At 57.6% G+C, this 21,327-nt stretch carries 21 protein-coding genes; 7 read left to right on the forward strand and 14 right to left on the reverse strand.

Going from position 1 to position 21,327, the window contains the following annotated elements:
• Nucleotides 1-326: 326 nt before the first annotated feature.
• From KW829_RS14575 to KW829_RS14585, 3 genes are read left to right on the forward strand one after another with little or no spacing between them, the layout of a single operon-like run.
• Entirely contained in the window at nt 327-797 is a 471-nt protein-coding gene (locus KW829_RS14575) for a MarR family winged helix-turn-helix transcriptional regulator (RefSeq protein ID WP_010427227.1), read from the forward strand.
• Nucleotides 794-1,861 (forward strand): HlyD family secretion protein, encoded by a 1,068-nt coding sequence (locus KW829_RS14580; protein ID WP_029484942.1) that lies wholly within the window; start codon nt 794-796, stop codon nt 1,859-1,861. Before KW829_RS14575 ends, KW829_RS14580 begins: the two co-directional genes overlap by 4 nt.
• Nucleotides 1,851-2,927 carry a DUF2955 domain-containing protein gene (locus KW829_RS14585; RefSeq protein ID WP_042717330.1) on the forward strand — a complete coding sequence of 359 codons (1,077 nt, stop codon included), beginning with the start codon at nt 1,851-1,853 and terminating at the stop codon, nt 2,925-2,927. The genes KW829_RS14580 and KW829_RS14585 overlap by 11 nt, the downstream gene beginning before the upstream one ends.
• On the opposite strand, the gene KW829_RS14590 is transcribed toward KW829_RS14585, so the two are convergent.
• Entirely contained in the window at nt 2,924-4,195 is a 1,272-nt protein-coding gene (locus KW829_RS14590) for a DUF445 domain-containing protein (RefSeq protein WP_218308489.1), read from the reverse strand. The two genes, KW829_RS14585 and KW829_RS14590, sit on opposite strands and share 4 nt — an antisense overlap.
• 170 nt (nt 4,196-4,365) lie before the next feature.
• On the opposite strand from KW829_RS14590, the gene KW829_RS14595 reads away from it, so the two are divergent.
• Together KW829_RS14595 and KW829_RS14600 are read left to right on the forward strand one after the other, a co-directional pair.
• A complete protein-coding gene (locus KW829_RS14595; RefSeq protein ID WP_010427219.1) occupies nt 4,366-4,653 on the forward strand; it encodes a BrnT family toxin in 288 nt (95 codons plus the stop codon).
• On the forward strand, nt 4,640-4,942 hold the full coding sequence (locus KW829_RS14600; protein ID WP_218308490.1) for a BrnA antitoxin family protein: 303 nt from the start codon (nt 4,640-4,642) through the stop codon (nt 4,940-4,942). Before KW829_RS14595 ends, KW829_RS14600 begins: the two co-directional genes overlap by 14 nt.
• 30 nt (nt 4,943-4,972) lie before the next feature.
• On the opposite strand, the gene KW829_RS14605 is transcribed toward KW829_RS14600, so the two are convergent.
• Together KW829_RS14605 and KW829_RS14610 are read right to left on the reverse strand one after the other, a co-directional pair.
• A complete protein-coding gene (locus KW829_RS14605; RefSeq protein ID WP_218308491.1) occupies nt 4,973-5,611 on the reverse strand; it encodes a LysE family translocator in 639 nt (212 codons plus the stop codon).
• 47 nt (nt 5,612-5,658) lie between these two features.
• Nucleotides 5,659-6,402 (reverse strand): AraC family transcriptional regulator, encoded by a 744-nt coding sequence (locus tag KW829_RS14610; protein ID WP_218308492.1) that lies wholly within the window; start codon nt 6,400-6,402, stop codon nt 5,659-5,661.
• Between the two features lie 151 nt (nt 6,403-6,553).
• Between KW829_RS14610 and KW829_RS14615 the strand changes: the two genes are divergently transcribed.
• Nucleotides 6,554-7,924: an NAD-dependent succinate-semialdehyde dehydrogenase gene (locus KW829_RS14615; protein WP_218308493.1), complete on the forward strand. Its 1,371-nt coding sequence runs from the start codon at nt 6,554-6,556 to the stop codon at nt 7,922-7,924.
• A 57-nt stretch (nt 7,925-7,981) separates the two neighbouring features.
• Here the strand turns inward: KW829_RS14615 and KW829_RS14620 are convergent, their stop codons facing one another.
• Nucleotides 7,982-8,527 (reverse strand): YfaZ family outer membrane protein, encoded by a 546-nt coding sequence (locus tag KW829_RS14620; RefSeq protein ID WP_218308494.1) that lies wholly within the window; start codon nt 8,525-8,527, stop codon nt 7,982-7,984.
• Between the two features lie 410 nt (nt 8,528-8,937).
• Here KW829_RS14620 and KW829_RS14625 point away from each other — a divergent pair, with 410 nt between their 5' ends.
• Complete coding sequence (locus tag KW829_RS14625) at nt 8,938-10,296, forward strand: esterase-like activity of phytase family protein (RefSeq protein WP_010427207.1); 1,359 nt, start codon at nt 8,938-8,940, stop codon at nt 10,294-10,296.
• 73 nt (nt 10,297-10,369) lie between these two features.
• On the opposite strand, the gene yjiA is transcribed toward KW829_RS14625, so the two are convergent.
• The 10 genes from yjiA to hpaH all read right to left on the reverse strand — a co-directional run bounded on the left by yjiA (nt 10,370) and on the right by hpaH (nt 21,233).
• Nucleotides 10,370-11,323 (reverse strand): GTPase, encoded by a 954-nt coding sequence (yjiA, locus tag KW829_RS14630; protein WP_218308495.1) that lies wholly within the window; start codon nt 11,321-11,323, stop codon nt 10,370-10,372.
• 10 nt (nt 11,324-11,333) lie between these two features.
• Entirely contained in the window at nt 11,334-11,537 is a 204-nt protein-coding gene (locus tag KW829_RS14635) for a YbdD/YjiX family protein (protein ID WP_003856610.1), read from the reverse strand.
• A 96-nt stretch (nt 11,538-11,633) separates the two neighbouring features.
• Nucleotides 11,634-13,787 (reverse strand): carbon starvation CstA family protein, encoded by a 2,154-nt coding sequence (locus KW829_RS14640; RefSeq protein ID WP_218308496.1) that lies wholly within the window; start codon nt 13,785-13,787, stop codon nt 11,634-11,636.
• A gap of 217 nt (nt 13,788-14,004) precedes the next feature.
• A complete protein-coding gene (locus KW829_RS14645) occupies nt 14,005-14,895 on the reverse strand; it encodes a YafY family protein (RefSeq protein WP_108417170.1) in 891 nt (296 codons plus the stop codon).
• Between the two features lie 179 nt (nt 14,896-15,074).
• Nucleotides 15,075-15,587, reverse strand: coding sequence for a 4-hydroxyphenylacetate 3-monooxygenase reductase subunit (locus KW829_RS14650; protein WP_108417169.1), 513 nt, complete (start codon nt 15,585-15,587; stop codon nt 15,075-15,077).
• Nucleotides 15,588-15,604: 17 nt separating this feature from the next.
• Nucleotides 15,605-17,167: a 4-hydroxyphenylacetate 3-monooxygenase, oxygenase component gene (hpaB, locus tag KW829_RS14655; RefSeq protein WP_010427196.1), complete on the reverse strand. Its 1,563-nt coding sequence runs from the start codon at nt 17,165-17,167 to the stop codon at nt 15,605-15,607.
• Nucleotides 17,168-17,386: 219 nt separating this feature from the next.
• Nucleotides 17,387-18,277 carry a 4-hydroxyphenylacetate catabolism regulatory protein HpaA gene (gene hpaA / locus KW829_RS14660; protein ID WP_042717310.1) on the reverse strand — a complete coding sequence of 297 codons (891 nt, stop codon included), beginning with the start codon at nt 18,275-18,277 and terminating at the stop codon, nt 17,387-17,389.
• Nucleotides 18,249-19,601: a 4-hydroxyphenylacetate permease gene (hpaX, locus tag KW829_RS14665; protein WP_218308497.1), complete on the reverse strand. Its 1,353-nt coding sequence runs from the start codon at nt 19,599-19,601 to the stop codon at nt 18,249-18,251. Before hpaX ends, hpaA begins: the two co-directional genes overlap by 29 nt.
• Nucleotides 19,602-19,622: 21 nt before the next feature.
• Nucleotides 19,623-20,420: a 4-hydroxy-2-oxoheptanedioate aldolase gene (gene hpaI / locus KW829_RS14670; protein WP_218308498.1), complete on the reverse strand. Its 798-nt coding sequence runs from the start codon at nt 20,418-20,420 to the stop codon at nt 19,623-19,625.
• A gap of 9 nt (nt 20,421-20,429) precedes the next feature.
• Nucleotides 20,430-21,233 carry a 2-oxo-hept-4-ene-1,7-dioate hydratase gene (gene hpaH, locus KW829_RS14675; RefSeq protein ID WP_042717304.1) on the reverse strand — a complete coding sequence of 268 codons (804 nt, stop codon included), beginning with the start codon at nt 21,231-21,233 and terminating at the stop codon, nt 20,430-20,432.
• Nucleotides 21,234-21,327 lie beyond the last annotated feature (94 nt).

A 21,327-nucleotide genomic window follows, 5' to 3' on the forward strand; every position in this document is an offset into this window, starting at 1 on the left:
CAGAAAAAACAAAAGAATAAAGGTGTCCAGGAAACGGGGTTCAGTGCAGATTGAGCCACCCTGGCACGTTCACCGGTCATGTCGTTACAGAGTAGCAAGGAACATAAAGTGAACGGAATGACCACCAGAGCCGTATGTTCCCCTCACCCCAGCCCTCTCCCTCAAGGGAGAGGGGGCCGTCAGTGCAGACATTATTTTGTGGGGATCCCTCAGCCCACAGGGAGAGTAAGAACACCGTTTTCGCAATTCCTGCTCTTTCATCTCTCGTTTCTTGATACTTACCCTGATAACTATTATCGTGACCGCGTGTAACGAGAGGTTTCCCCATGAGTGAAGAAGAACTGTTCTGCCGCAGGCCGATGGGTATGCGGATGGCGATGATCGTGCGCCAGTGGCGTGCCGTCATCGACGATGCCATTCTCGATACCGGGTTAACCCAGTCGAGCTGGACGGTGATGATGCAGCTTCATCAGCTCGGGGATAACGTCTCCATGACTGAGCTGGCGGAGGTGCAGGGCATTGAACTGCCGCCGCTGATGCGCACCCTGACACAGCTGGAAAAGCAGGGTTACCTGCTGCGCGCCGTATCGCCTTATGACAAGCGCATCCGGCTTCTGACGTTGACGCCTGAAGGAAAAGCCATATTAAAAAGGCTCACTCAGGTGATTGAGACATATCAGGCGCGCGTATCGCAAAACATCGCGCCGGAACATATCGAGATTTTCAGCGCCACGTTAAATCAAATCGCCTGCAATTTGCGGACAATCCGCGAAGAAGATAACAAGACCGAAAAATAATGACTCCTGAACAAAAGTTTGCCCGCTGGGTAAGGGTGAGTATTGCCTCTTTCCTGCTGATGTTTGTCTACTTTATCGTCGCGGATATCTGGATCCCGCTGACGCCGGACTCCACCGTGATGCGCGTGGTAACGCCGGTTTCTCCGCGCGTCTCCGGCTATGTGGCGGCGGTACATGTCCACAACAACAGCCAGGTGAGGAAAGGCGATCTGCTGTTTGAACTCGACAACACGCCGTTTCGCAACAAAGTGGAAGCTGCGCAAATCGCGCTTGAGCAGGCACGTCTGTCTAACGAACAGCTGGATGCGCAGATCGCCTCCGCGCAGGCCAGCCTGAAAACCGCCGTGCTGACCGCGCGTAACGACAAAGTGACTTTCGACCGCTACCAGAAGCTGAGCACCCTGCAGAACGTCTCGCAGGCGGATCTGGATAAGGTCCGTACCACCTGGCAGAGCAGCGAGCAGTCCGTCAGTTCCATTCAGGCCAACATCCATAACCTGCGTATTCAGCGCGGCGAGCGAGACGAGCACCGCAACGTGACGCTGCAAAAATACCGCAACGCGCTGGATGACGCGGAGCTGAATCTCGGCTGGACGAAAGTTTACGCAGAAGCGGACGGCACGGTGAGTAACTTACAGTTAAGCCCTGGCTTTTACGCTTCGTCCGGCTCAGCCGCGCTGGCGCTGGTGAACAACCAGACCGATATCGTCGCCGATTTCCGCGAGAAGAGCCTGCGCCACACCCATCAGGGCACCGACGCCGCTGTGGTGTTTGACGCCTTCCCGGGACAGGTGTTCCGCGCCCACGTGACCAGCAGCGACGCGGGGATCCTCGCCGGACAAGAAGCGGTTAACGGTGAACTCTCCGAACCGGAGACCTCCAACCGCTGGGTGCGCGATGCCCAGCGGATGCGCATTCACGTCGCGCTGGATGAGGCGCTGCCGAAGCATCTGCCGACCGGCGCACGCGCCACCGTGCAGCTCTATAACAGCGAGGGGCCGTTTGCGCGCTTCTTCTCCGGGATGCAGATCCACCTGGTGAGCCTGCTTCACTATGTCTATTAGCACCCTGGCGCGGGTGTTTACCCCGCACGGCAATATCGTCTACACGGCAAACGACTTTCGCCAGACCCTGCGCATCGTCTTTGCCGGGATGATTGCGCTCAGCATCTCCAGCTTCTACAACACCAGCTACGGCGTGTTTTTTGTGGTCTACCCGATCATGCTGCTGTCGCTGGTGCCGGTGTTTAACCGCCACGTGGCGAAGCAGTTTATCTTCAGCGCCGCGCTTAACTGCGTCGAAATGATCTTCATCATCGGCTATCTGTCGCAATGGCCGGTCATCATGACGCTGGTGGTGTTTGCCCTGTACGTGATGCGTTTTCGCTTTATGAGCAAGGGGCCGCTGTTTCTGTTTGGCTCAATGGGTGTGGTATGCCAGAGCGTGATGCTCAATTTTATGAGCTACCCCACTACCAACTGGCACACGCTGCTGTTTTCCAACATCGAAGCGAGCATCATGGCGGTGTGCCTGAGCGCGCTGATGAACTATCTGCTGCCGGACGTGGAGCCCCGCAAGCCGCCGCCGCTGATTGAGAAAGACGATGCTCGCGTGCGCCACGAATCGCTGCTCTCCGGCACCGTCGCGACGCTGATATTCGTGGTGTTCCAGATTAGCGACTTAAGCGATTCGCTCTCCGCGCTGATGGCGGGGATTTTGATTCTGTTCCCCATGCACTACCGCGGTTCGGTGATGAGCTCTATCTGGCGCGTGGTCGGCGTGGTGCTGGGCTGCCTCTATATTCTGGTGGTGCAGCTGATCCTCTACGATCACAGCAGCCATATGCTATTGATGATGCCCCTGATTGGCCTCGGGCTGGCGTTTGGCGCGCGCCTGCACGTGATGGAGAAGGTGGGCGCGGGCGTGGGGTTTTCCAGTATTACCACCATCGGCATTATGTTCGGGCAGAACATGCATCCTGACACTGACCTGGTGTTCAGCGATCTCTATCGCATCACGTCCGTCACCTTTTCGCTGGTAGCAACGCTGACGATGGTATTTCTGGTGCACCTGATCCTTAACCGCTTTGAGGCGACGCGTTACCTCATCGCGCCGCCTAAAGCAGACTAATGCCCCAGCACGGCAGGCAGCTGCGAGAGTAAAAACAGGATCAGGCCAATCGTCCCGCCCACCAGCGTACCGTTGACGCGGATGAACTGCAGATCTTTACCGATGTTCAGCTCTATCTGGCGGGACATGTCTTTGGCGTCCCAGCTTTTGACCGTGTCGCTGATGTGGCGCGTCAGGAACGCGGCAAAATCCGGTGCGACGCGATGGGCGGCCTGCTCCAGATGTTCATTCAGCGAAGCCTGCAGGTTAACGTCGTTTGTCAGCGTTTCACCGAACCACTGACCGGCATTAGCAACGCGCTGCTTCATGCGGGAATCCTCGCTCTGCATATCCGCTTTCAGCCACTGGCGCAGGTCAGCCCACATCTCGCCCAGATAGCGGTTAAACGCCTCATCGTTTTTCAGGTAGTGCTTGATGTTGTCGGCTTTCGCCGCCATCTCCGGATCGGTTTTCAGGTTGTCGATAAGCTTCAGCGTAGCGCGGTCAAATGCCTGGCGGATCTGGTGCGTGCGGTCGTGGCTGATATCGTCCAGCAGCGTATTCACCGCGTTCGACACCATCTCCGCGCTTTGATCGCCCAGCCACTCGGTGGGCAGTACCATCGCTTTGCGCGGATGTTCGGTCTTCAGCCAGTGGACTATCTGGTCAGAGATAAATTCCCGCGTGCTCTCCCGCTGAATCAAGGTAATCAGGCGGTTGATGATCGCATCCAGCAGCACCTGGTGGCGGTTGTTTTTGGTCATGCTCTCCAGCATGACGGCGCTGGTTTCGGTGAGATCGACCTTATCGATGGCCTTATGCACCGCCCGTTTGAGCAATCGCTGAATGCGCCCGTCGTCGGTGAGTTCCAGAAAACCGCTCATCACCTGAATCAAATGCTGCCCGACGCGCTGCGCGTTATCCGGCTGTCTGAACCAGGTGCCGATCATTTTTGCCGGTTCATAGCGGCGGATCAACGCCACCAGCGATTGCGTATCCAGAAACTTCTCCTGCACGAACTGGCCGAGATTGTCGCCGATTCGGTCCTTATTACGCGGGATGATCGCCGTATGACGCGAAATAAACGGAATGGGCACCCGGCGAAACAGCGCAACCACGGCAAACCAGTCTGCCAGCGCGCCGACCATCGCCGCCTCGGCAATGGCCTTCACGCCGCGCACCCAGAAGGTCTGCGGCAGGAACAGGGTGGTGATAAACGCTGCGGCAGCAATCAGCAGCAGCGACAGCGCGAGAAGCTTGGCGCGTTTGAGTTCGGTATGTTTTTCCATGGGTTAAGAATAGAGGGTTGTGAGGGGAAAGTGCAAAGAAGGAGAAGGAGCTTCGCGTTTCAGCTTCTGGAATGCGCCTTCAGAAATTGAAATTGAACGATGTCGACTGGTTTAATTTATGAACGTTTTGTATATGCTTTTTTGTATATACAATAAAGGAAGGGTACACTATGCCAACGGAGTTTGAATGGGATACCAACAAAGCGAAAAGCAATCTCATTAAGCACGGGATCCGCTTTGAAGAGGCTGTTCTGGTGTTTGACGATCCTTACCATTTATCTTTGCAGGATCGGCATGAAAATGGAGAGTTCCGTTGGCAGACCATTGGCCTTGTACATGGTCTAATTGTCATTATGGTCGCACACACGGTACGTTTTGAAAGTGGTGACGAAGTCATTCGAATCATTAGCGCACGAAAGGCGGACCGTAAAGAGAGGAGCCGTTATGAGCATGGTTAAACATAAACGCGGTAGTGCGCCTGAGGTTAGTACTCGTCGTGAGGCTGAGCTCAAAGCACTAGCCGAAAAATCGGAAGCAGAGATTGATTACAGCGATATCCCTGCCACGGAGGATGAACACTGGTCAGGTGCGGTGCGAGGGAAGTTCTATCGACCACTCAAAACTCAGGCGTCTGTACGTATCGACGCTGACGTGATGGAGTGGCTTAAACGGCCTGGAAAAGGTTACCAGACGAGGCTCAATGCCATTTTGCGTGAAGCAATGCTGCGCGATCAAAACAAAAAATAAGCAACGGGCGGCGTCAGGCTGCCCGCTATCTCAGCGTATAATTTCCAGCAACCGCCACAGCACCCACCCACCAAACCCCATCAGCACCACCCCTGCCGTGCGCTCAATCCACCACAGCGAACGGCTGAGCCTCTGCTGGACCGCGGGCAGCCCCATCAGCGACACCAGCGCCAGATTCCACACCAGCACCACCAGCACCATCCAGACGCCGCAGGTCGACTGCTGAAGCAGCGTGACGTCCGGCCCCAGCAGCGCCGTCATCAGCGCCAGATAGAACAGCGCATTCTTCGGATTAAGGAGCGCCGATCCGAGCCCCAGCAGGATCTGCTTGCGCAGCGAGGGAAAGCGCTGCTGGGTCTCATTCAGCGCCAGCGCTTGCGGGCGGCTGCGCACCAGATGCGAGCCGATCCACAGCAGGTACAGCGCCCCGCAAAGCTCGATAAGCGTAAACAGCCACGTAAACTGGCGCAGCGCGCTCCAGCCGAGAATCACCAGTAGGATGTACACCCCGTTGCCTGCGGCGATGCCGAAGCACAATCCAGCGCTGCCGCGCACCCGATAGCGCGCGGCGTAGCCTACCAGCAGGAAGAAATCCGGGCCCGGGCTTAGCAGGGCAACAAAGTGCGCCAGCGCCAGGGCGAGAAAAGCGGAAGGGAATAACAGTTCCATAGCGACCTCAGTTAACAATCTGAGGTCAGAGTACGGCGCGGCAGAACCTATTTATTGTCTGATATTGATCGGCCCGTGGCGTACTGGCGCGGCGTGGCGGCGGTATAGCTCACGAAGGTCTTATGAAAATGGCTCTGGTCGGCAAAACCGCTCTGGTAGCCAACGTCGGCAATATCATCCCCGGCGCGCAGCCGCGCTTTGGCGTATTCCACGCGGGAGATGTTGAGGAAGCTGCCCGGCGTCAGGCCGGTGTCCTGTCTGAAGGTGCGAATCAGCGTCTCCTTGCGCAGCGAAAAGCGTTGAGCAAGCTCGTCAAGCGAAGGTGGTGCAGCAAGGTCGGAAAGAAATGCCGCCTGAACCTGCTGGCTGGTTGAACGAAGCGCATCTGCGTTATCTGTGCCGTGGGGAAGGGCAGAAAGCAGCGTATCCAGGGCTGCTGAAGACAGCGTCTCGACAACGTCCAGGTACTGGGCAAACAGGTCAGGGCTACGAATCACCTGTAGCGCCAAAGGAAGCTCTGTGTCGATATAGAGCATATGGTAGCTGCGCGGTTGCCCGGCGACGGGGTTGCAGCTGTGCGGCGCGCAGGACGGGATCACAATGAGATCCCCGGGATGAAGGATGTACTCTCTGTCGTGACACACGCAGCAGGTCTGGCCCTCCACAATCGCGCCGATGGAAAGCTGAGGGTGACTATGGCGTTTGTACGCCTGCGTGCTCTGCCAGGTGCTGCGCAGCTCAAGGCCTGAGGCGCGGTGAAAAGTCTGACGGACGTGTCGGGTATCGGTCATGGGCGCTCCTTCTGAAGGTTTTTTATACCACGTCAGCGAACCCTCTGGCAGCGCTTCATTAAGAACCTTCCGGATATACCCAACTTTACGCCCACAGCCAGTCATGTTGACTACCCTTAATACCCTAAGCGGTAAAACAAGGAGATTCGACATGGCTTATCAGACAGTAAATCCTGCCATTAACCAGCTCATCAAAGAATACCCCTCACATACCGATGCGGATATCGAAGCGGCGCTCAAGGCGGCCGATGCGCTTTACCATTCGGACTGGGCGAAAGGCGACATCAGCCAGCGCCTGCCGGTGCTGCATAAGCTTGCCGACCTGATCGACGCGCGCGTGGAGGATCTGGCGAAAATCGCCAGCCAGGAGATGGGTAAGCTCATCGAACAGAGTCGCGGCGAGGTGAAGCTGTGCGCGCAGATCGCTCGCTACTACGCCGACAACGCGAAGCAGTTCCTGGCGCCGGTGAAATATGATTCAGAACTCGGTGAAGCCTGGGTGGAGCACCACCCCATCGGCGTGCTGATGGCCGTTGAGCCGTGGAACTTTCCGTACTACCAGCTGATGCGCGTCCTGGCGCCAAACCTGGCGGCGGGTAACCCGGTGATCGCCAAGCATGCCAGCATCGTGCCGCACTGCGCCGAAACCTTTGCCCACCTAGTGCGCGAGGCGGGAGCACCGGAAGGGGCATGGACCAACCTGTTTATCTCTTCGGATCAGGTGGCGAATATTATTGCCGACGATCGTGTGCAGGGGGCGGCGCTGACCGGTTCCGAAAAAGCGGGCAGCGTTGTAGCGGCGCAGGCGGCAAAGCACATCAAGAAATCTACGCTCGAACTGGGCGGTAACGATGTGTTCGTGGTGCTGGACGATGCCGACCTTGATAAAGCCGTGAAGATCGGCGTTAACGCACGGCTCAACAATGCCGGACAGGTTTGTACGGCGGCGAAGCGCTTTATCCTGCACGAGAAGATTGCTGATACGTTCCTGAGCAAATTCACCGAGGCGTTTAAGCAGGTGAAGATAGGCGATCCGCTGGACGAAACCACCACGCTGGGGCCGCTGTCGTCTAAAGACGCGCTCGAAACGCTGACCAAACAGGTTAACGAGGCGGTGAAAAACGGCGCGACGCTGCACCATGGTGGCAAGCCCGTACAGCGTGACGGGAGCTTCTTCGAACCGACGATCCTGACGAATATCTCCCGCGACAACCCGGCGTACTTCGAGGAGTTCTTCGGCCCGGTAGCGCAGATGTACGTCGTGAAAAGCGACGACGAGGCGGTTGCGCTGGCGAACGACTCTCACTACGGTCTGGGCGGCGCGGTGTTCAGCCAGGATATTGAGCGTGCGAAGAAAATGGCGTCGCGGATTGAGACCGGGATGGTGTACATCAACTGGCTCACCGATACCGCGGCAGAACTGCCGTTTGGCGGCGTGAAGCGGTCCGGTTACGGGCGCGAGCTGTCGGATCTGGGGATCAAAGAGTTTGTGAACCAGAAGCTGGTGGTGGTGCGTAAGTAATTTCAACCATAAAAAAACCTGCCGGATGGCAGGTTTTTTTATGCACTTTGCGGAGCCTTAGAAGCTCACGCCGCCGCCCACGTACGCACCGTCAATCAGGGTATGGTTTGGACGACCATCTTTGCCGTCAACGCTCACGTGGCGGTAACCCACTTTCAGCGTAACCGGTTTGATTGGGGTCCAGCTTACGCCGCCGTTAGCTTCAACATAGTTTTTCACGCTGTTGTTCAGGCCGTCTGGTGCCACATAACCTTCACCGAACACGTTAATGCTGTCGGTCAGGGCAACACTCACGCCGCCACCGATTGGGAACGCCACGCCGTTATCGCCTTTTTTCGGGCCAACGTAGAGAGCCTTAGCGCCTGCGTTCAACATCACCGGGCCGACTTCAACGTTGTAGCCTGCACCTACGCCACCGGTCGTGGTGCCGTCATCGGTATTTTTCAGCCAGTTGCCTTCGGTATACAGGCCGGAGGTAGATTTACCCATTTCCACATTCAGGTTGGTAAAGTTTTTACCCTGCTCAATGCTGCCGCCCATTGCCAGTGCGGAGCCAGATACCGCGGTCAGAGCGGAAAGGATAAGTACGTTAAGCTTTTTCATGAGTGTTCCTCGTTATCAAATTAATCTGAGGGCACCTTAACAACGGATGTTTATGACTGCAAATGTGATATCTATCGCAGTTTTATGCTGTTTTTGTTGGGGGTTTAATCTTTATCTGTTGCCAAATTGTTTGTTTAGAAGGTCGTCAATGACAAATAAATTCGCGTTTAGGAACAGTTTAGATTTTTGGCTAAACGACAACTGAACGAGGCAAAGAAAGCCATTTGAGATGAATTAATTGAGTTTCTAATAATTTCCAAAAGTGTTTCAGTTGTCACAGATAAAGACAGAGGTTTACATTTCTGGTGGTTGCTATACGTAATTTTGTGCAGATCCGTCGTCCTTTCATGTCATTTTTCTGACACGTTTCTTCATTACGGTGTTGGCTTCACTAACTGGATGCTAACAACATGAAAAGAAAAATCATTCCTGTACTCGTGGGCTGTGCGCTCTCATTCTCTGCCGTGGCGGCACAACCTACCGCAGAGCGCTATATCGTCAGCTTCCCTGAAGGCTCGCATGTGAAATACAGCGGCGCGTTTGCCAGCGCGTTTCCGAACGGACTCCCGGTAGGGATTGGCTCTGGCCTGCTGTTTACCGGCAAACAGGGGGACGCCCTGACCTTTGCGACCGTGACCGATCGCGGTCCCAACGCCGATGCGCCAAAAAGAGGTAAAAACGAAGCCAAAATATTTGTCACGCCAGATTTCGCGCCGCTGCTGATGACCATTCGCGTCCAGAACGGCAAGGCAGAGGCAACGGATGCCCGTCCGCTGCATGACGATAAAGGCGAGATTAACGGTCTGCCGCTGCAAAGCGGCGTGATTGGCTCCACCAATGAAGTGGCATTCAGCGACACGCTAAACATTCTGAAGGGCGACAACCGCGGGCTGGACACGGAAGGCATCACGCCGGACGGCAAAGGCGGCTACTGGCTGTGCGACGAGTATGGCCCGTTCCTGATTAACGTCGACAGCAAAGGGAAGATCCTGGCGATCCACGGGCCGCAGGCGGCGGAAGGGGAGAAATCCATCGCGGGCGGTCTGCCAAACATTATCAAATGGCGCCAGGCGAATCGGGGCTTTGAAGGCCTGACCCGCATGCCGGACGGGCGGATTATCGCCGCCGTACAAAGTACGCTGGATATTGACGGTAAGAGCAAAAAGCAGGCGCTGTTTACGCGTCTGGTGAGCTTCGACCCGGCGACCGGGAAAACCGCGATGTACGGTTACCCTATCGACAGCGCGGCCTACAGCAAAAACAGCGACGCCAAAATCGGTGACATCGTGGCGCTCGATGACCAGCACATTCTGCTGATTGAGCAGGGAAGCGATAAAAACGATGGGATGCGTAACCTGATTTATAAGGTGGATCTCAGTAAGGCGAGCGACCTGAGCGCCTTTGACAAGCCGGGCGAGTACCCGGAGTTTGATGATGAGAAAACCCTGGCGCAGCGCGGCATAACGCTTGCTGCAAAAACGCAGGTTGTTGATTTGCGCGCGCTCGGCTGGCAGCAGGAGAAGGCCGAAGGGCTGGCGCTGATCGACAGCAAAACGCTTGCGGTGGCGAACGATAACGACTTTGGCGTGAAGGTGGCGATGCAAAATCCGGTCGAGGGCAAGAAGCTCAAGGATTATCGGGTGAATGCGGAAGGCAAGCTGACGCTGGATGATAAACCGGTGGAAACCACGCTCAGCGTGAAGCCGCTGAAGAAGCCGGAGTCTGACAGCGAGCTGTGGATTGTGACGCTGCCGGAGGCGGTGAAATAAGTATCCCCCTCACCCTAACCCTCTCCCCACAGGGGAGAGGGGATTGTTCGGAGCGCATAGTTAAGCGGGGAGGCTATTTCTTCAGCCCTGCAAACGCCGCCCGAATTTCCTCTTCCGGCAATTGGATGCCAATAAACACCATCACGCTGTGCGGCGGTTCATCGCCCCACGGCCTGTCCCAGTCGGCGCTGTACAGGCGCTGTACGCCCTGAAACAGCAGGCGGTTCGGCTCGCCGTCAATCCACAGCATCCCTTTGTAGCGCAGTAGCTTGTCGGCAAACGACAGCAGCAGGTTCTCCATCACGCGCGAAACTTTACCGATGTCCACCGGATAGTCCAGCTCCACCACAATCGACGCCACGTCGTTTTGCTTGTCTCCCATAAAGTGGAAGCGCGGTTTTGCGGTGACGTTCTCTTCCAGCATAAAGCCGTGGGTATTGAACAGCTGAGACAGATCGATGTCGCCATGCGTCACCGTGTAAACCGGCGCGCGGGAGTTAATGCGGGTCAGACGCTCGCGCAGCTTATCGCTTTCGCCCGCCACGTCGGTTTTGGTCAGCAGGATGCGGTCGGCGTAGCCCACCTGAGACTGGGCGATGGTGAACTGGTTCATCTGCTCGTCGGCGTGGACCGCATCGACCAGGGCAATGACACCGTCCAGCAGATAGCGCTGGCAGAGGATCTCGTGCGAGAAAAAGGTCTGAATAATCGGCCCCGGGTCGGCCATGCCGGTGCACTCGATCACCAGACGGTCAAAGTCGATTTCACCGCGATCGCGGCTGTCGAGCAGGTCCAGCAGGGCGTCTTCCAGCTCGTTAGAGCGGGTACAGCAGATGCAGCCGTTGGTGAGGGTTTTGATCTGGGTGGCGCGATCGCCAATCAGCTGGTCGTCAACGGAGACTTCGCCGAACTCGTTTTCGATAACGGCGATTTTGAAGCCGTGCTGTTCATTCAGGATGTGGCGCAGCAGGGTGGTTTTACCGGCGCCGAGGAAACCGGTCAGCAGGGTAACGGCAATCGGGGTCATGGTCTCTCCTTTAGCAGCAGCGGACGCCGCCTTCTCCACTTCCGCCGTAGCGCGCTTCCTGCCGCTCGCGGAAGAATTCGGTGTAGGTCATGTACGGCTTATCCGGATGGTTGGTCTTCATATGCTCAACGTAGTTGTCATAGTCCGGAATGCCAATCAGCATTTTTGCCGCCTGACCGAGGTATTTTTTTGCTTCGCCTAAGTTACCAAACATTGTGGGTTCCAGACAGAAAAAGCCCGGTGGCGCTACGCTTACCGGGCCTACAGTTTCTGTGTAGGGCGGGTCAGCGTAGCGCCACCCGCCATTTTTTTAATGGTGTGAAGAGGTCTTCACGCCGCCTTCCGGCACCGGCACGTACGGGGTTTCTTTATCCGTACGATCGTCGGCGTTGCGCACCTTCATCCAGGTTTTGATGCCGTAGAAGATGATGCTGTACACCACCACCAGGAACAGAATGCTCAGACCCGCGTTGGTGTAGTTGTTCACCACGATGTGGTTCATGTTGGCAATCTGCTGCGCGGTCAGATCCGCGCCGCCTGCGGCAATCTTCTCTTTGTACTGGTTAGCCATGAAGAAGAAGCCTTCCAGCTGCGGGTTGGCGCTGAACAGCTTCAGGCCAAGCGCCCAGGTGGTGCAGAGCAGCAGCCACAGCGCAGGTACCACGGTGACCCAGATGTATTTGGTGCGTTTCATCTTCACGAGGACCACGGTACCGAGCACCAGAGCAACGGCTGCGAGCATCTGGTTAGAGATACCGAACAGCGGCCACAGGCTCTTCACGCCGCCGAGCGGGTCGACAACGCCCTGATACAGCAGGTAGCCCCACAGGCCGACGCAGCCCGCGGTACCCAGAATGCCCGCCACCAGAGAGTCGGTTTTCTTCAGGAACGGCACGAAGTTACCGAGCAGGTCCTGCAGCATGAAGCGGCCCGCACGGGTACCGGCGTCCAGCGCGGTCAGGATGAACAGCGCTTCGAACAGAATACCGAAGTGGTACCAGAAGCCCATGTCCGCCCACGGCAGAACTTTGTGGAACACGTGCGCGATACCGACGGCCAGCGTCGGTGCGCCACCGGCGCGGTTCAGCACGGACGGTTCGCCGATGTCTTTCGCGGTCTGCATGATCTGCTCAGGCGAAATCACGAAGCCCCAGGAGCTGACGGTCGCCGCCGCGTGTGCGCTTGCGTCTTTCAGCTGCGCCATAATCAGCGCCGCGTTGTCACCGCCCATCTCGTGCAGGTTTGGCATGGTAATGCCGAGGCCAGCAGGCGGGGTGTTCATCGCGAAGTACAGACCCGGTTCGATAATGGAGGCTGCAACCAGCGCCATGATCGCCACGAAGGACTCCATCAGCATTGCGCCGTAGCCGATCAGACGCGCATCTTTCTCGTTCGCCAACAGCTTAGGCGTGGTACCGGAGGCAATCAGGGCGTGGAAGCCAGAGACCGCACCGCAGGCGATGGTGATGAACAGGAACGGGAACAGTGCGCCTTTCCACAGCGGGCCGGTGCCGTCGATGTACTGCGTTACCGCAGGCATTTTCAGGTCCGGGTTAATCACCAGGATACCGATCGCCAGACCGACGATAACGCCGATTTTCAGGAAAGTCGCCAAGTAGTCACGCGGGGCCAGAATCAGCCAGACCGGCAGCAGCGCGGAGATAAACGCATAGCCAATCAGCGCGAAGGTAATGGTGGTGTCCTTGAATGTCAGCGCCGGGCCCCAGTATGGGTCGTGCGCAATCACGCCGCCGAAGTAGATGGAGGCCACCAGCAGCACGATACCAATCACCGACACTTCACCCACGCGTCCCGGTCTCAGGAAGCGCATGTAGATACCCATGAACAGCGCAATCGGCACGGTTGAGCAGACGGTGAAGACGCCCCACGGGCTTTCGGCCAGCGCTTTCACCACGATCAGGGCCAGCACCGCGAGGATGATGATCATAATCAGGAAGCAGCCGAACAGGGCGATAGTCCCCGGCACGCGGCCCATCTCTTCTTTGACCATCTCACCCAGAGAGGCACCGTTACGGCGAGAAGAGATAAACAGCACCATAAAGTCCTGCACCGCACCTGCCAGCACTACGCCAGCGAGCAGCCACAGGGTACCCGGCAGGTAGCCCATCTGCGCGGCCAGCACCGGGCCGACCAGCGGGCCTGCGCCGGCGATAGCGGCAAAGTGGTGGCCAAACAGCACGTAGCGGTTGGTTGGCACGTAGTTCAGGCCGTCATTGTTAATGACCGCCGGCGTGGCGCGTGTCGGGTCGAGCTTCATGACCTTCTGCGCGATGTACAAGCTGTAGTAGCGATAAGCCACAAGATAGACGGAAACGGACGCGACCACGATCCACAGGGCGCTTACGTGTTCGCCCCGGCGTAATGCGACAACCGCCAGACAAAAAGCGCCGAGGATCCCGAGTAAGGCCCAGGGCACGTGCTTCAGTAGTTTTTTAGTATCCATAGTAAGACCTGGTTTTTTATGTAAAGAAAAAAGGGTCAGGGTTCGTTGTGAGGAGGTATTGATTAATGCTGGAGCGATCGTGCCAGATCCTCGCGCGTGTAAAGGACGGTAAATGAGTGAGTGGTTGAAAGTGATGGGTGAGCGGTCAAAGGTGAGGGCGAGTGGTTCAGGCTCGCCGCCGGAGGGAGAAAATATGTGATTGCGATCACGCAGTTAGCTATGCGGTGCACTCAGCCAGATAGGTTGTCAGGGTCGTCACCAGCTTTTCCCTCAGCCAGGCAGGTTCTAAAATGTGAATATTTGGCAGCCAGTACAAAAGCAGCGGCAAAATTTGGTTCTCATGTGCTGCCTGACAGCGGAGCGTGACGCCATCGTGATGGTCTTCCAGCAGCTCTTGTTCCGGCAGGAGATCGCGTCGCATAAAGTAATGGGAAATATTATCGTTGATAAATATTTTCACTTCGAAAGTATCTTCAGAGACCCAGGGATCGAGACTTTTTTCCAGTAGTTCAATCACGCTCTCTTCAGGAATAAATGTCGTGCCCTGAATATCCATCCAGCGAATCTGGCTCAGCGAAAAGGATTTTAACCTGCTATTTTCGGTGGCTTGTAAATACCATATATTTTTTTTGTTAATGAGTTTGTAAGGATTAATCAGACGGGTTTTACCTTTATAAACGATCTGACAAACATTATGGTTTTTAATCGATTTCTCAATTTTCGGTAAATAACGACCAATATCACGGTGTACGGTGTGCTCAGCGTCGTTGCCAAGAATAAGAATATGATTTTCATCAACGCGGTTTTCGAGTTTCTGCCAAAATTCGGTATTACGATCGGGAAAAAAGTTATCAGCATTCAGGAAGTTAGCAAGGGTGTGGTGCAGTCCTTGCGAGCCGGGAGATTGCGCTGAATGAATGAGCCGATATAGCCCATTTCCGGTATGTTCAACAATCGGGGAGAGTGCATTTAAATCGCGGTAGACAGTGCGCTCGGTAATTTTAAATTTATCCATGAGCGCACTGCGGTTTACCACACCGTGTAAATGTAGCTCAACCAGAATATCGACCAGACGTTCAGCCGAGCGGCTCCGCGTCGATTTAGCCATAAGGTCTTCCTGTATATTGGGGTCGGCGCTGAATGATGCGGGTAGCACTGACACGGGGTGTCAGTATTCAGGCACAGAAAATTTCTCTTATGGTTATATAACGGCGTGCTTTAGCGGAAACCTTAGGGGTTTTTTGTAGAAAGCCGCGCTGACTGAAGAAAGGTCAGCGCGGGAAGGGATTAAACGGCTGCTTCAAGCTCCATCATCACGGGGTGGAAGCGGCGTTTGAAATAGATCAGGCCGTGGCCCTCTTCACTGAGGATGATGTTTTTAATTTCAACGAGATAAACAAGATGCGTGCCGATGGTTTGCACCTGGCTTATCTCCCCTTCCAGGCTGGCGAGCGCGCCTTTTAGCACCGGCTGCGCCAGCGGGCCTTTCTGCCAGCAGGAGAGGGCAAAGCGCTCCTCCATGGCCATGCCGGTCATCCCGGCGAAATGGCGAGCCATGATCTCCTGCTCGTGGTTCAGCACGTTGACGCACAGCCTGCCGTTACCCTGAAAGACCGGGTTCATGGCGCTGTTGGCGTTGATGCACACCATGATCGAGGGCGGCGTGTCCGTCACCGAACAGACGGCGGTGGCGGTGATACCGCAGCGGCCCGCCTCGCCCTCGGTGGTGACCACATTAACCGCAGCCGACAGGCTGCTCATCGCGTCGCGAAAACGCAGGCGTTGTTCATCTGAATGCATTGCAACCTCCCGCTGCGCTATTTCAGCAGCTTGTCGAGCATGTTGATATCGGTGTTGTTGTGCAGGTGCGGCACCGTCCAGCCGTGCTGATCGTATTCGGACATGCAGCGGTCGACCATTGCCATCATTTTGTCCATGTTGCCGGAGCTCTGCGCCTGGCGCAGACACTGCAGGCGGATCTCATCCTGACTGCCGGAGTAGTTGATTTCGTACAGCTCGTGACGACCGCCAAACTCGCTGCCGATGGCATCCCACATCAGTTTCAAAATCTTGATGCGTTCAACGTGATCCATACCGTTGGAGCCGCGCACGTATTTCGCCAGATACTGGTCGATCTGCGGGTTGTTCAGGTCGCGGGCGCTGGAGGGCAGGTAGATCAGCCCGGAGGTGACGTTACGTTCGATGATGTTCTTGATCTTGGCGTAGGCCATCGGCGCCATGACGCGGTAGGTTTGCAGCGCGGCGTGATCCGGCAGATACGCGCCGTTGACCCACGGGGTGGCTTCGGAACACATGGAGTCGCTCAGCGCCCAGAACATGTTGCGCCAGGCCACCACTTCGCCGAGATCCGCCTGCACGCCGCGGAACTCCAGGGTACCGGTGCACTCCAGGGATTTTTTCAGCAGGGCGGTGATGAAGTCGAGCTTCACCGCCAGACGCACGCAGGCCTGCAGCGGGTACATGCGGGCGAAGCCTCCCTCCATCGTCCAGCGACGGCAGCGGTCGAAATCGCGGTAGATGAGCACGTTTTCCCACGGGATCAGCACGTGATCCATCACCAGGATCGCATCGTTCTCGTCAAAGCGGCTGGAGAGCGGGTAGTCGTACGGGGATCCGGTTGCGCCTGCCACCATCTCGTAAGAGGCGCGGGAGATCAGCTTCACGCCTTCGGCATCCATCGGCGCGACGAACATCAGCGCGAAGTCCGGGTTTTCGCCCATCACCTGTGCGGAGCCGAAGCCGATCATGTTGTAGTGGGTCAGCGCCGAGTTGGTTGCCACCACTTTCGCGCCGCTGACGATGATCCCGGCGTCGGTCTCTTTCTCCAGCTTGATGTAGACGTCTTTTACTTCGTCCGCCGGTTTGTGACGGTCGATCGGCGGGTTAACGATAGCGTGGTTGAAGTACAGGCCGGTTTCCTGAATGCGGGTGTACCAGTTACGGGCGTTCTGCTCGAACTGGCCGTAGAAGGCCGGGTTGGCACCGAGCGCGCAGCCGAACGCGGCTTTGTAGTCCGGCGTGCGGCCCATCCAGCCGTAGCTCAGGCGTGACCACTCGGCGATGGCGTCGCGCTGCTGGCGCAGGTCGTCGGCGCTTTTCGCCACGCGGAAGAACTTGTGGGTATAGCCGCCGCTGCCGGTGTCGGTGCCCCAGCAGAGGGTATCCTGCATGTCCGGCTTGTGCAGCGCGTCGTACATCTGTGCGATAGAGGCCGCCGCGTTGCGAAACGCCGGATGGGTGGTGACGTCTTTGACGCGCTCGCCGTAGATGTAAATCTCACGACCGTCCTGCAGGCTTTTTAAATACTCTTCGCCGGTTAACGGACGTTTGGCATCAGCGCGGAAATCTTCAGGCTTCATAGGGACCTCGTATCGGAATAGGGTTTGTTAAATTTATGTTTTGTTTTTGTTGTTTAATTGAAGCCTGAGAGGGGCGTAACGTGAAGGGACGTTTGGGACAACGGCGGGTACTTTTCGGGTGGGATGTGGTTTTGTGATCTGTGCGGCTTTTCGGCGGGTGGCGCTGCGCTTACCCGCCCTACGGACCGTAGCCCCGGTAAGCGTAGCGCCACCGGGGAATTACGACACCGGTACTTTCTGCGCCCGATACGCGCTCGGCGAGCACCCCACTAAGCGGTTAAAAAAACGGGCAAAGTAAGCCGGATCCTTAAACCCCAGCTGCCAGGCAATCTCGCTCACCGCGCTGTCGGAAAAGAGCAGCAGACGTCTGGCTTCACGCAGCTGCCGGTCGAAGATCAGCCGCTTTGGCGGACGGTTGGCGAAGCGGCGGCAGATATCGGTCAGGCGTGATTCGGTCAGGTGCAGCTCGCTGGCGTATTCCGGCACCGTCCAGTGCTGGTGGTAGTGCGCGTCAATCAGCTGGGTAAAGCGCTGGAACAGCTTCAGCTCGCCGCGCATTCCGCCTGAAGCGTGGTCGTCGAGCTTTGCGTTGCGCAGCAGCAGAGTAAAGACCGCCTGCGCCAGCAGAACCAGGGTATGCTCGCGCCCCGGCAGTTGTTCCGTGGATTCCCGGGCAATCAGCTGCCAGTAGTGCTTCAGGGCCGCCAGCTCGTCCGGCCTGTCGGCCAGCGAGAGGCAGATCCCCGGCAGACCAAACGCTTCCCGCGTGCCGGGGTAGAGCACCTCCAGCAGCGGCCAGATCAGATCCTCGCGCACCGTCAGCACGTGCCCGTCGCTGTCGGATTCGGTGATAAACGCGTGCGGCACCGACGGCGGCGTCAGGACGAACAGCGGGGCCTGCACCGAGTAGCGGTGATCGTCGAGCTGGAGTTCAATCTGCCCGGTATCGAGAAAGTGCATTTGAAAATACTGGTCGTGACGATGCGCCTGCATGTCGCGGCCAAAAAAGGCCGCCATGCGGGCGAACGACTGGTAGTGCACATCGTCGGTGCCCAGACTTTCGTCGTACTCCTTGCTGATATCAATGTTGGCGATGGGGCTCTGGCACATGATCGTTCCTCTGTTGATCCCGCTGCGTCATCGGAATGCGCGTCAGCACCAGCGCGCCGACCACCAGCAGCCCGGCCACGAACCACAGCCCGGAGCTGAAGCTGCCGGTCGCGTCGCGCAGGATCCCAATCAGCAATGGGCTGACGGCAGAACCCACGTTGCCAATGGCGTTGATCACCGCCAGCGCCACCGCGCGGGACTGCAGGCTAATCACCCGATCCGGCGTGGTCCAGAATATGGCCATGGCGGTAAAGGATCCGGTTGAGGCCATAATGATGCCAAGCAGCTGGATCAGGCTGTGATCCGTCGCGGAGGCCAGCATCCATCCCGCCGCGGCGAACAGGTACGGCAGGATGGTGTGCTTTTTTCGCTCTTTCAGCCTGTCGGAGCGTCGGCTCCACCAGATCATCCCGAGAATGGTACAAAACTGCGGGATCGCCGCCAGCAGGCCGATGACGATATTGCTGCTCCCCGTGTTAAAGCTTTGCAGGATCTGCGGCGTCCAGATGTTGATTGCGCTGAGCGTGTTGGTCAGGCAGAAGTAGGCCAGCGTGTAGAGCAGCACCGCCGGGGTCAGCACTTCGCGCAGCGTCGAGCGCGGCGTGACGGATTGGGCAATGGCGACCTCCTGCTCACGGGCGATCATCGTTTTCAGCGCCTGCTTTTCGTCGTCGTCCAGCCAGGTGGCCTGATCCGGCGTGTCGTGGAGGTAAAACCAGGTCACCACGCCAAGCACCACCGACGGTAGCCCCTCCAGCAGGAACAGCCACTGCCAGCCCTTCAGGTTCCACAGCCCGTCCATCGCCAGAATATAGCCGGAGAGGATCGAGCCGAGCATCATGGTCACCGGCATGGCGATCATAAACAGCGCATTGGCGCGGGCGCGGTGATAGGCCGGGAACCACCAGGTGAGATAGACCAGGATCCCCGGCAGGAAGCCGGCTTCGGCAATGCCTACCAGCATGCGCAGGACGTAGAGCGTTTCAGGGCTGGTGGCGAACATGGTGCAGGTGGAGGCGATGCCCCACACCACCATGATCCCGGCGATCCAGCGCCGCGCGCCGATTTTCGCCAGCATGATGTTGCTCGGGATCCCGCACAGCACATAGGTGACGTAAAACAGCGTCGCGGCCAGGCCAAACATGGTCGACGTAAGGCCCAGATCTTTACCCATCGTCAGCCCGGCAAAGCCGATATTGATGCGATCGAGAAACGAAAAGACAAACAGGATAAAGAGAAAGACGATCAGGCGTCGGAACAGCTTGTTAATGGCGCGATGTTCAACAGCTTTATTATCATGGGTTTGCAGGGTAGAGGTCGTCATGGTGCGCTCCAGATCTTACGTTTAGTAGACGGATTTATTGTTATTAACTGACGTAACCGGTTGTTCGATAAAGCGTGCCGCCAGCGCTTCTGCGCCGCGGGCGAGCAGGGTGGTGTCGACGCCGACGGCGACAAACAGCGCGCCGAGTTCAAGGTAGCGTTTTGCCAGCTGCTCGTTCGCCATCAGGATGCCGGGCGCTTTACCGGCGGCGCGTATCTGCGCGATCGCCTGCTCAATGGCGGCCTGCACCTCCGGGTGCTGCGGATTACCGGCAAAGCCCATGTCGGCGCTCAGATCCGCCGGGCCGATAAACACGCCGTCGACGCCGTCCACGTCCAGGATCTGCGGCAGATTTTTCAGCGCCTCGCGGGTTTCGATCTGCACCAGCACGCACATGGCGTCGTTAGCCTGCTGGAGGTAATCCGGAATTCGGTTCCAGCGCGAGGCGCGCGCCAGGGCGCTGCCGACGCCGCGGATGCCCGCGGGCGGGTAGCGGGTAGAACGTACCGCCAGACGGGCTTCTTTGGCGTTTTGCACCATCGGCACCAGCAGGGTTTGTGCCCCCACGTCCAGCAGCTGTTTGATCTGCACCGGATCGTTCCACGACGGGCGGACCACCGGCTGGCTCGGATAAGGGGCGATGGCCTGCAGTTGGGTTAAGACGGTCTGCACGCTGTTCGGCGCGTGCTCGCCGTCGATCAGCAGCCAGTCGAAGCCAGCTCCGGCCAGCAGCTCCGCGCTGTAGCTGCTGGTCAGCCCCAGCCATAAACCGATTTGTGGACGGCCCGCTTTCAGTGCCGCTTTAAATGCATTTTGCATGGTCCTCTCCTAAACAAAGCGGCAGCTGATGGAGCCCATATTGCCGTAGTCCACGTGGAAGGTGTCGCCTCTGCTGGCGGGCACCGGGCGGGTAAAGGAGCCGCCGAGGATGATTTGCCCCGGCTCAAGCTGCACGTCGTACGGCGCCAGCTTGTTCGCCAGCCACGCCACGCCGTTGGCCGGGTGGTTGAGCACCCCTGCGGCTACGCCGGTCTCTTCGATCACGCCGTTGCGGTAGAGCAGGGCGGAGATCCAGCGCAGATCCAGCGCGTCGGGCTTAATCGGACGGCCGCCGAGGATCACCCCCGCGTTAGCGGCGTTATCGGAGATGGTGTCGAAGACCTTGCGCGGGCGCTGGGTCTCCGGGTCGACGTTGTGGCAGCGGGCGTCGATCAGCTCCAGCGCGGGTATCACGTAATCCGTGGCGTTGTAGACGTCGAAGATCGTGCAGTTCGGGCCGCGTAGCGGCTTCGCCAGCACGAAGGCCAGCTCCACTTCGATGCGCGGGACGATAAAGCGATCCACGGGGATGTCGCTGCCGTCGTGGAAGAACATGTCGTCCAGCAGCGCGCCGTAGTCCGGCTCGCTGATCTGCGAGCTGGCCTGCATCGCCTTAGAAGTGAGGCCGATCTTGTGGCCCTTCAGCACGCGGCCTTCGGCGATCTTCAGGCTGACCCATTCGCGCTGGACGGCGTAAGCGTCTTCAATCGTGATCTCCGGGTACTCCAGCGAGATCGCGCGGATCTGCTCCCGGGATTGTTCCGCCTGATGCAGGCGGTGGGCGATCAGGGTATGGGTATGTTTGTCGAGCATGGCGATATCCTGTTTTATGTTTTTTTCTCCCTCTCCCCGTGGGAGAGGGACGGGGTGAGGGCATCGGGCCGCAGAGGTATCCCCTCACCCTAAC

Source organism: Enterobacter sp. ENT02 (genome assembly GCF_019219165.1).
GTDB classification, from domain to species: domain Bacteria; phylum Pseudomonadota; class Gammaproteobacteria; order Enterobacterales; family Enterobacteriaceae; genus Enterobacter; species Enterobacter mori.

Excerpts from the sequence above, each read along its gene's own strand:
- KW829_RS14650 (WP_108417169.1), bottom strand. The coding sequence starts at position 15,587 with ATGCATTCAGATGAACAACGCCTGCGTTTTCGCGACGCGATGAGCAGC.
- hpaI (WP_218308498.1), bottom strand. The coding sequence starts at position 20,420 with ATGCAAAATGCATTTAAAGCGGCACTGAAAGCGGGCCGTCCACAAATC.
- KW829_RS14645 (WP_108417170.1), bottom strand. The coding sequence starts at position 14,895 with ATGGCTAAATCGACGCGGAGCCGCTCGGCTGAACGTCTGGTCGATATT.
- hpaB (WP_010427196.1), bottom strand. The coding sequence starts at position 17,167 with ATGAAGCCTGAAGATTTCCGCGCTGATGCCAAACGTCCGTTAACCGGC.
- KW829_RS14605 (WP_218308491.1), bottom strand. The coding sequence starts at position 5,611 with ATGGAACTGTTATTCCCTTCCGCTTTTCTCGCCCTGGCGCTGGCGCAC.
- hpaH (WP_042717304.1), bottom strand. The coding sequence starts at position 21,233 with ATGCTCGACAAACATACCCATACCCTGATCGCCCACCGCCTGCATCAG.
- KW829_RS14625 (WP_010427207.1), top strand. The coding sequence starts at position 8,938 with ATGAAAAGAAAAATCATTCCTGTACTCGTGGGCTGTGCGCTCTCATTC.
- KW829_RS14620 (WP_218308494.1), bottom strand. The coding sequence starts at position 8,527 with ATGAAAAAGCTTAACGTACTTATCCTTTCCGCTCTGACCGCGGTATCT.
- KW829_RS14640 (WP_218308496.1), bottom strand. The coding sequence starts at position 13,787 with ATGGATACTAAAAAACTACTGAAGCACGTGCCCTGGGCCTTACTCGGG.
- KW829_RS14610 (WP_218308492.1), bottom strand. The coding sequence starts at position 6,402 with ATGACCGATACCCGACACGTCCGTCAGACTTTTCACCGCGCCTCAGGC.
- yjiA (WP_218308495.1), bottom strand. The coding sequence starts at position 11,323 with ATGACCCCGATTGCCGTTACCCTGCTGACCGGTTTCCTCGGCGCCGGT.
- KW829_RS14585 (WP_042717330.1), top strand. The coding sequence starts at position 1,851 with ATGTCTATTAGCACCCTGGCGCGGGTGTTTACCCCGCACGGCAATATC.
- hpaA (WP_042717310.1), bottom strand. The coding sequence starts at position 18,277 with ATGTGCCAGAGCCCCATCGCCAACATTGATATCAGCAAGGAGTACGAC.
- hpaX (WP_218308497.1), bottom strand. The coding sequence starts at position 19,601 with ATGACGACCTCTACCCTGCAAACCCATGATAATAAAGCTGTTGAACAT.
- KW829_RS14635 (WP_003856610.1), bottom strand. The coding sequence starts at position 11,537 with ATGTTTGGTAACTTAGGCGAAGCAAAAAAATACCTCGGTCAGGCGGCA.
- KW829_RS14575 (WP_010427227.1), top strand. The coding sequence starts at position 327 with ATGAGTGAAGAAGAACTGTTCTGCCGCAGGCCGATGGGTATGCGGATG.
- KW829_RS14615 (WP_218308493.1), top strand. The coding sequence starts at position 6,554 with ATGGCTTATCAGACAGTAAATCCTGCCATTAACCAGCTCATCAAAGAA.
- KW829_RS14595 (WP_010427219.1), top strand. The coding sequence starts at position 4,366 with ATGCCAACGGAGTTTGAATGGGATACCAACAAAGCGAAAAGCAATCTC.
- KW829_RS14600 (WP_218308490.1), top strand. The coding sequence starts at position 4,640 with ATGAGCATGGTTAAACATAAACGCGGTAGTGCGCCTGAGGTTAGTACT.
- KW829_RS14590 (WP_218308489.1), bottom strand. The coding sequence starts at position 4,195 with ATGGAAAAACATACCGAACTCAAACGCGCCAAGCTTCTCGCGCTGTCG.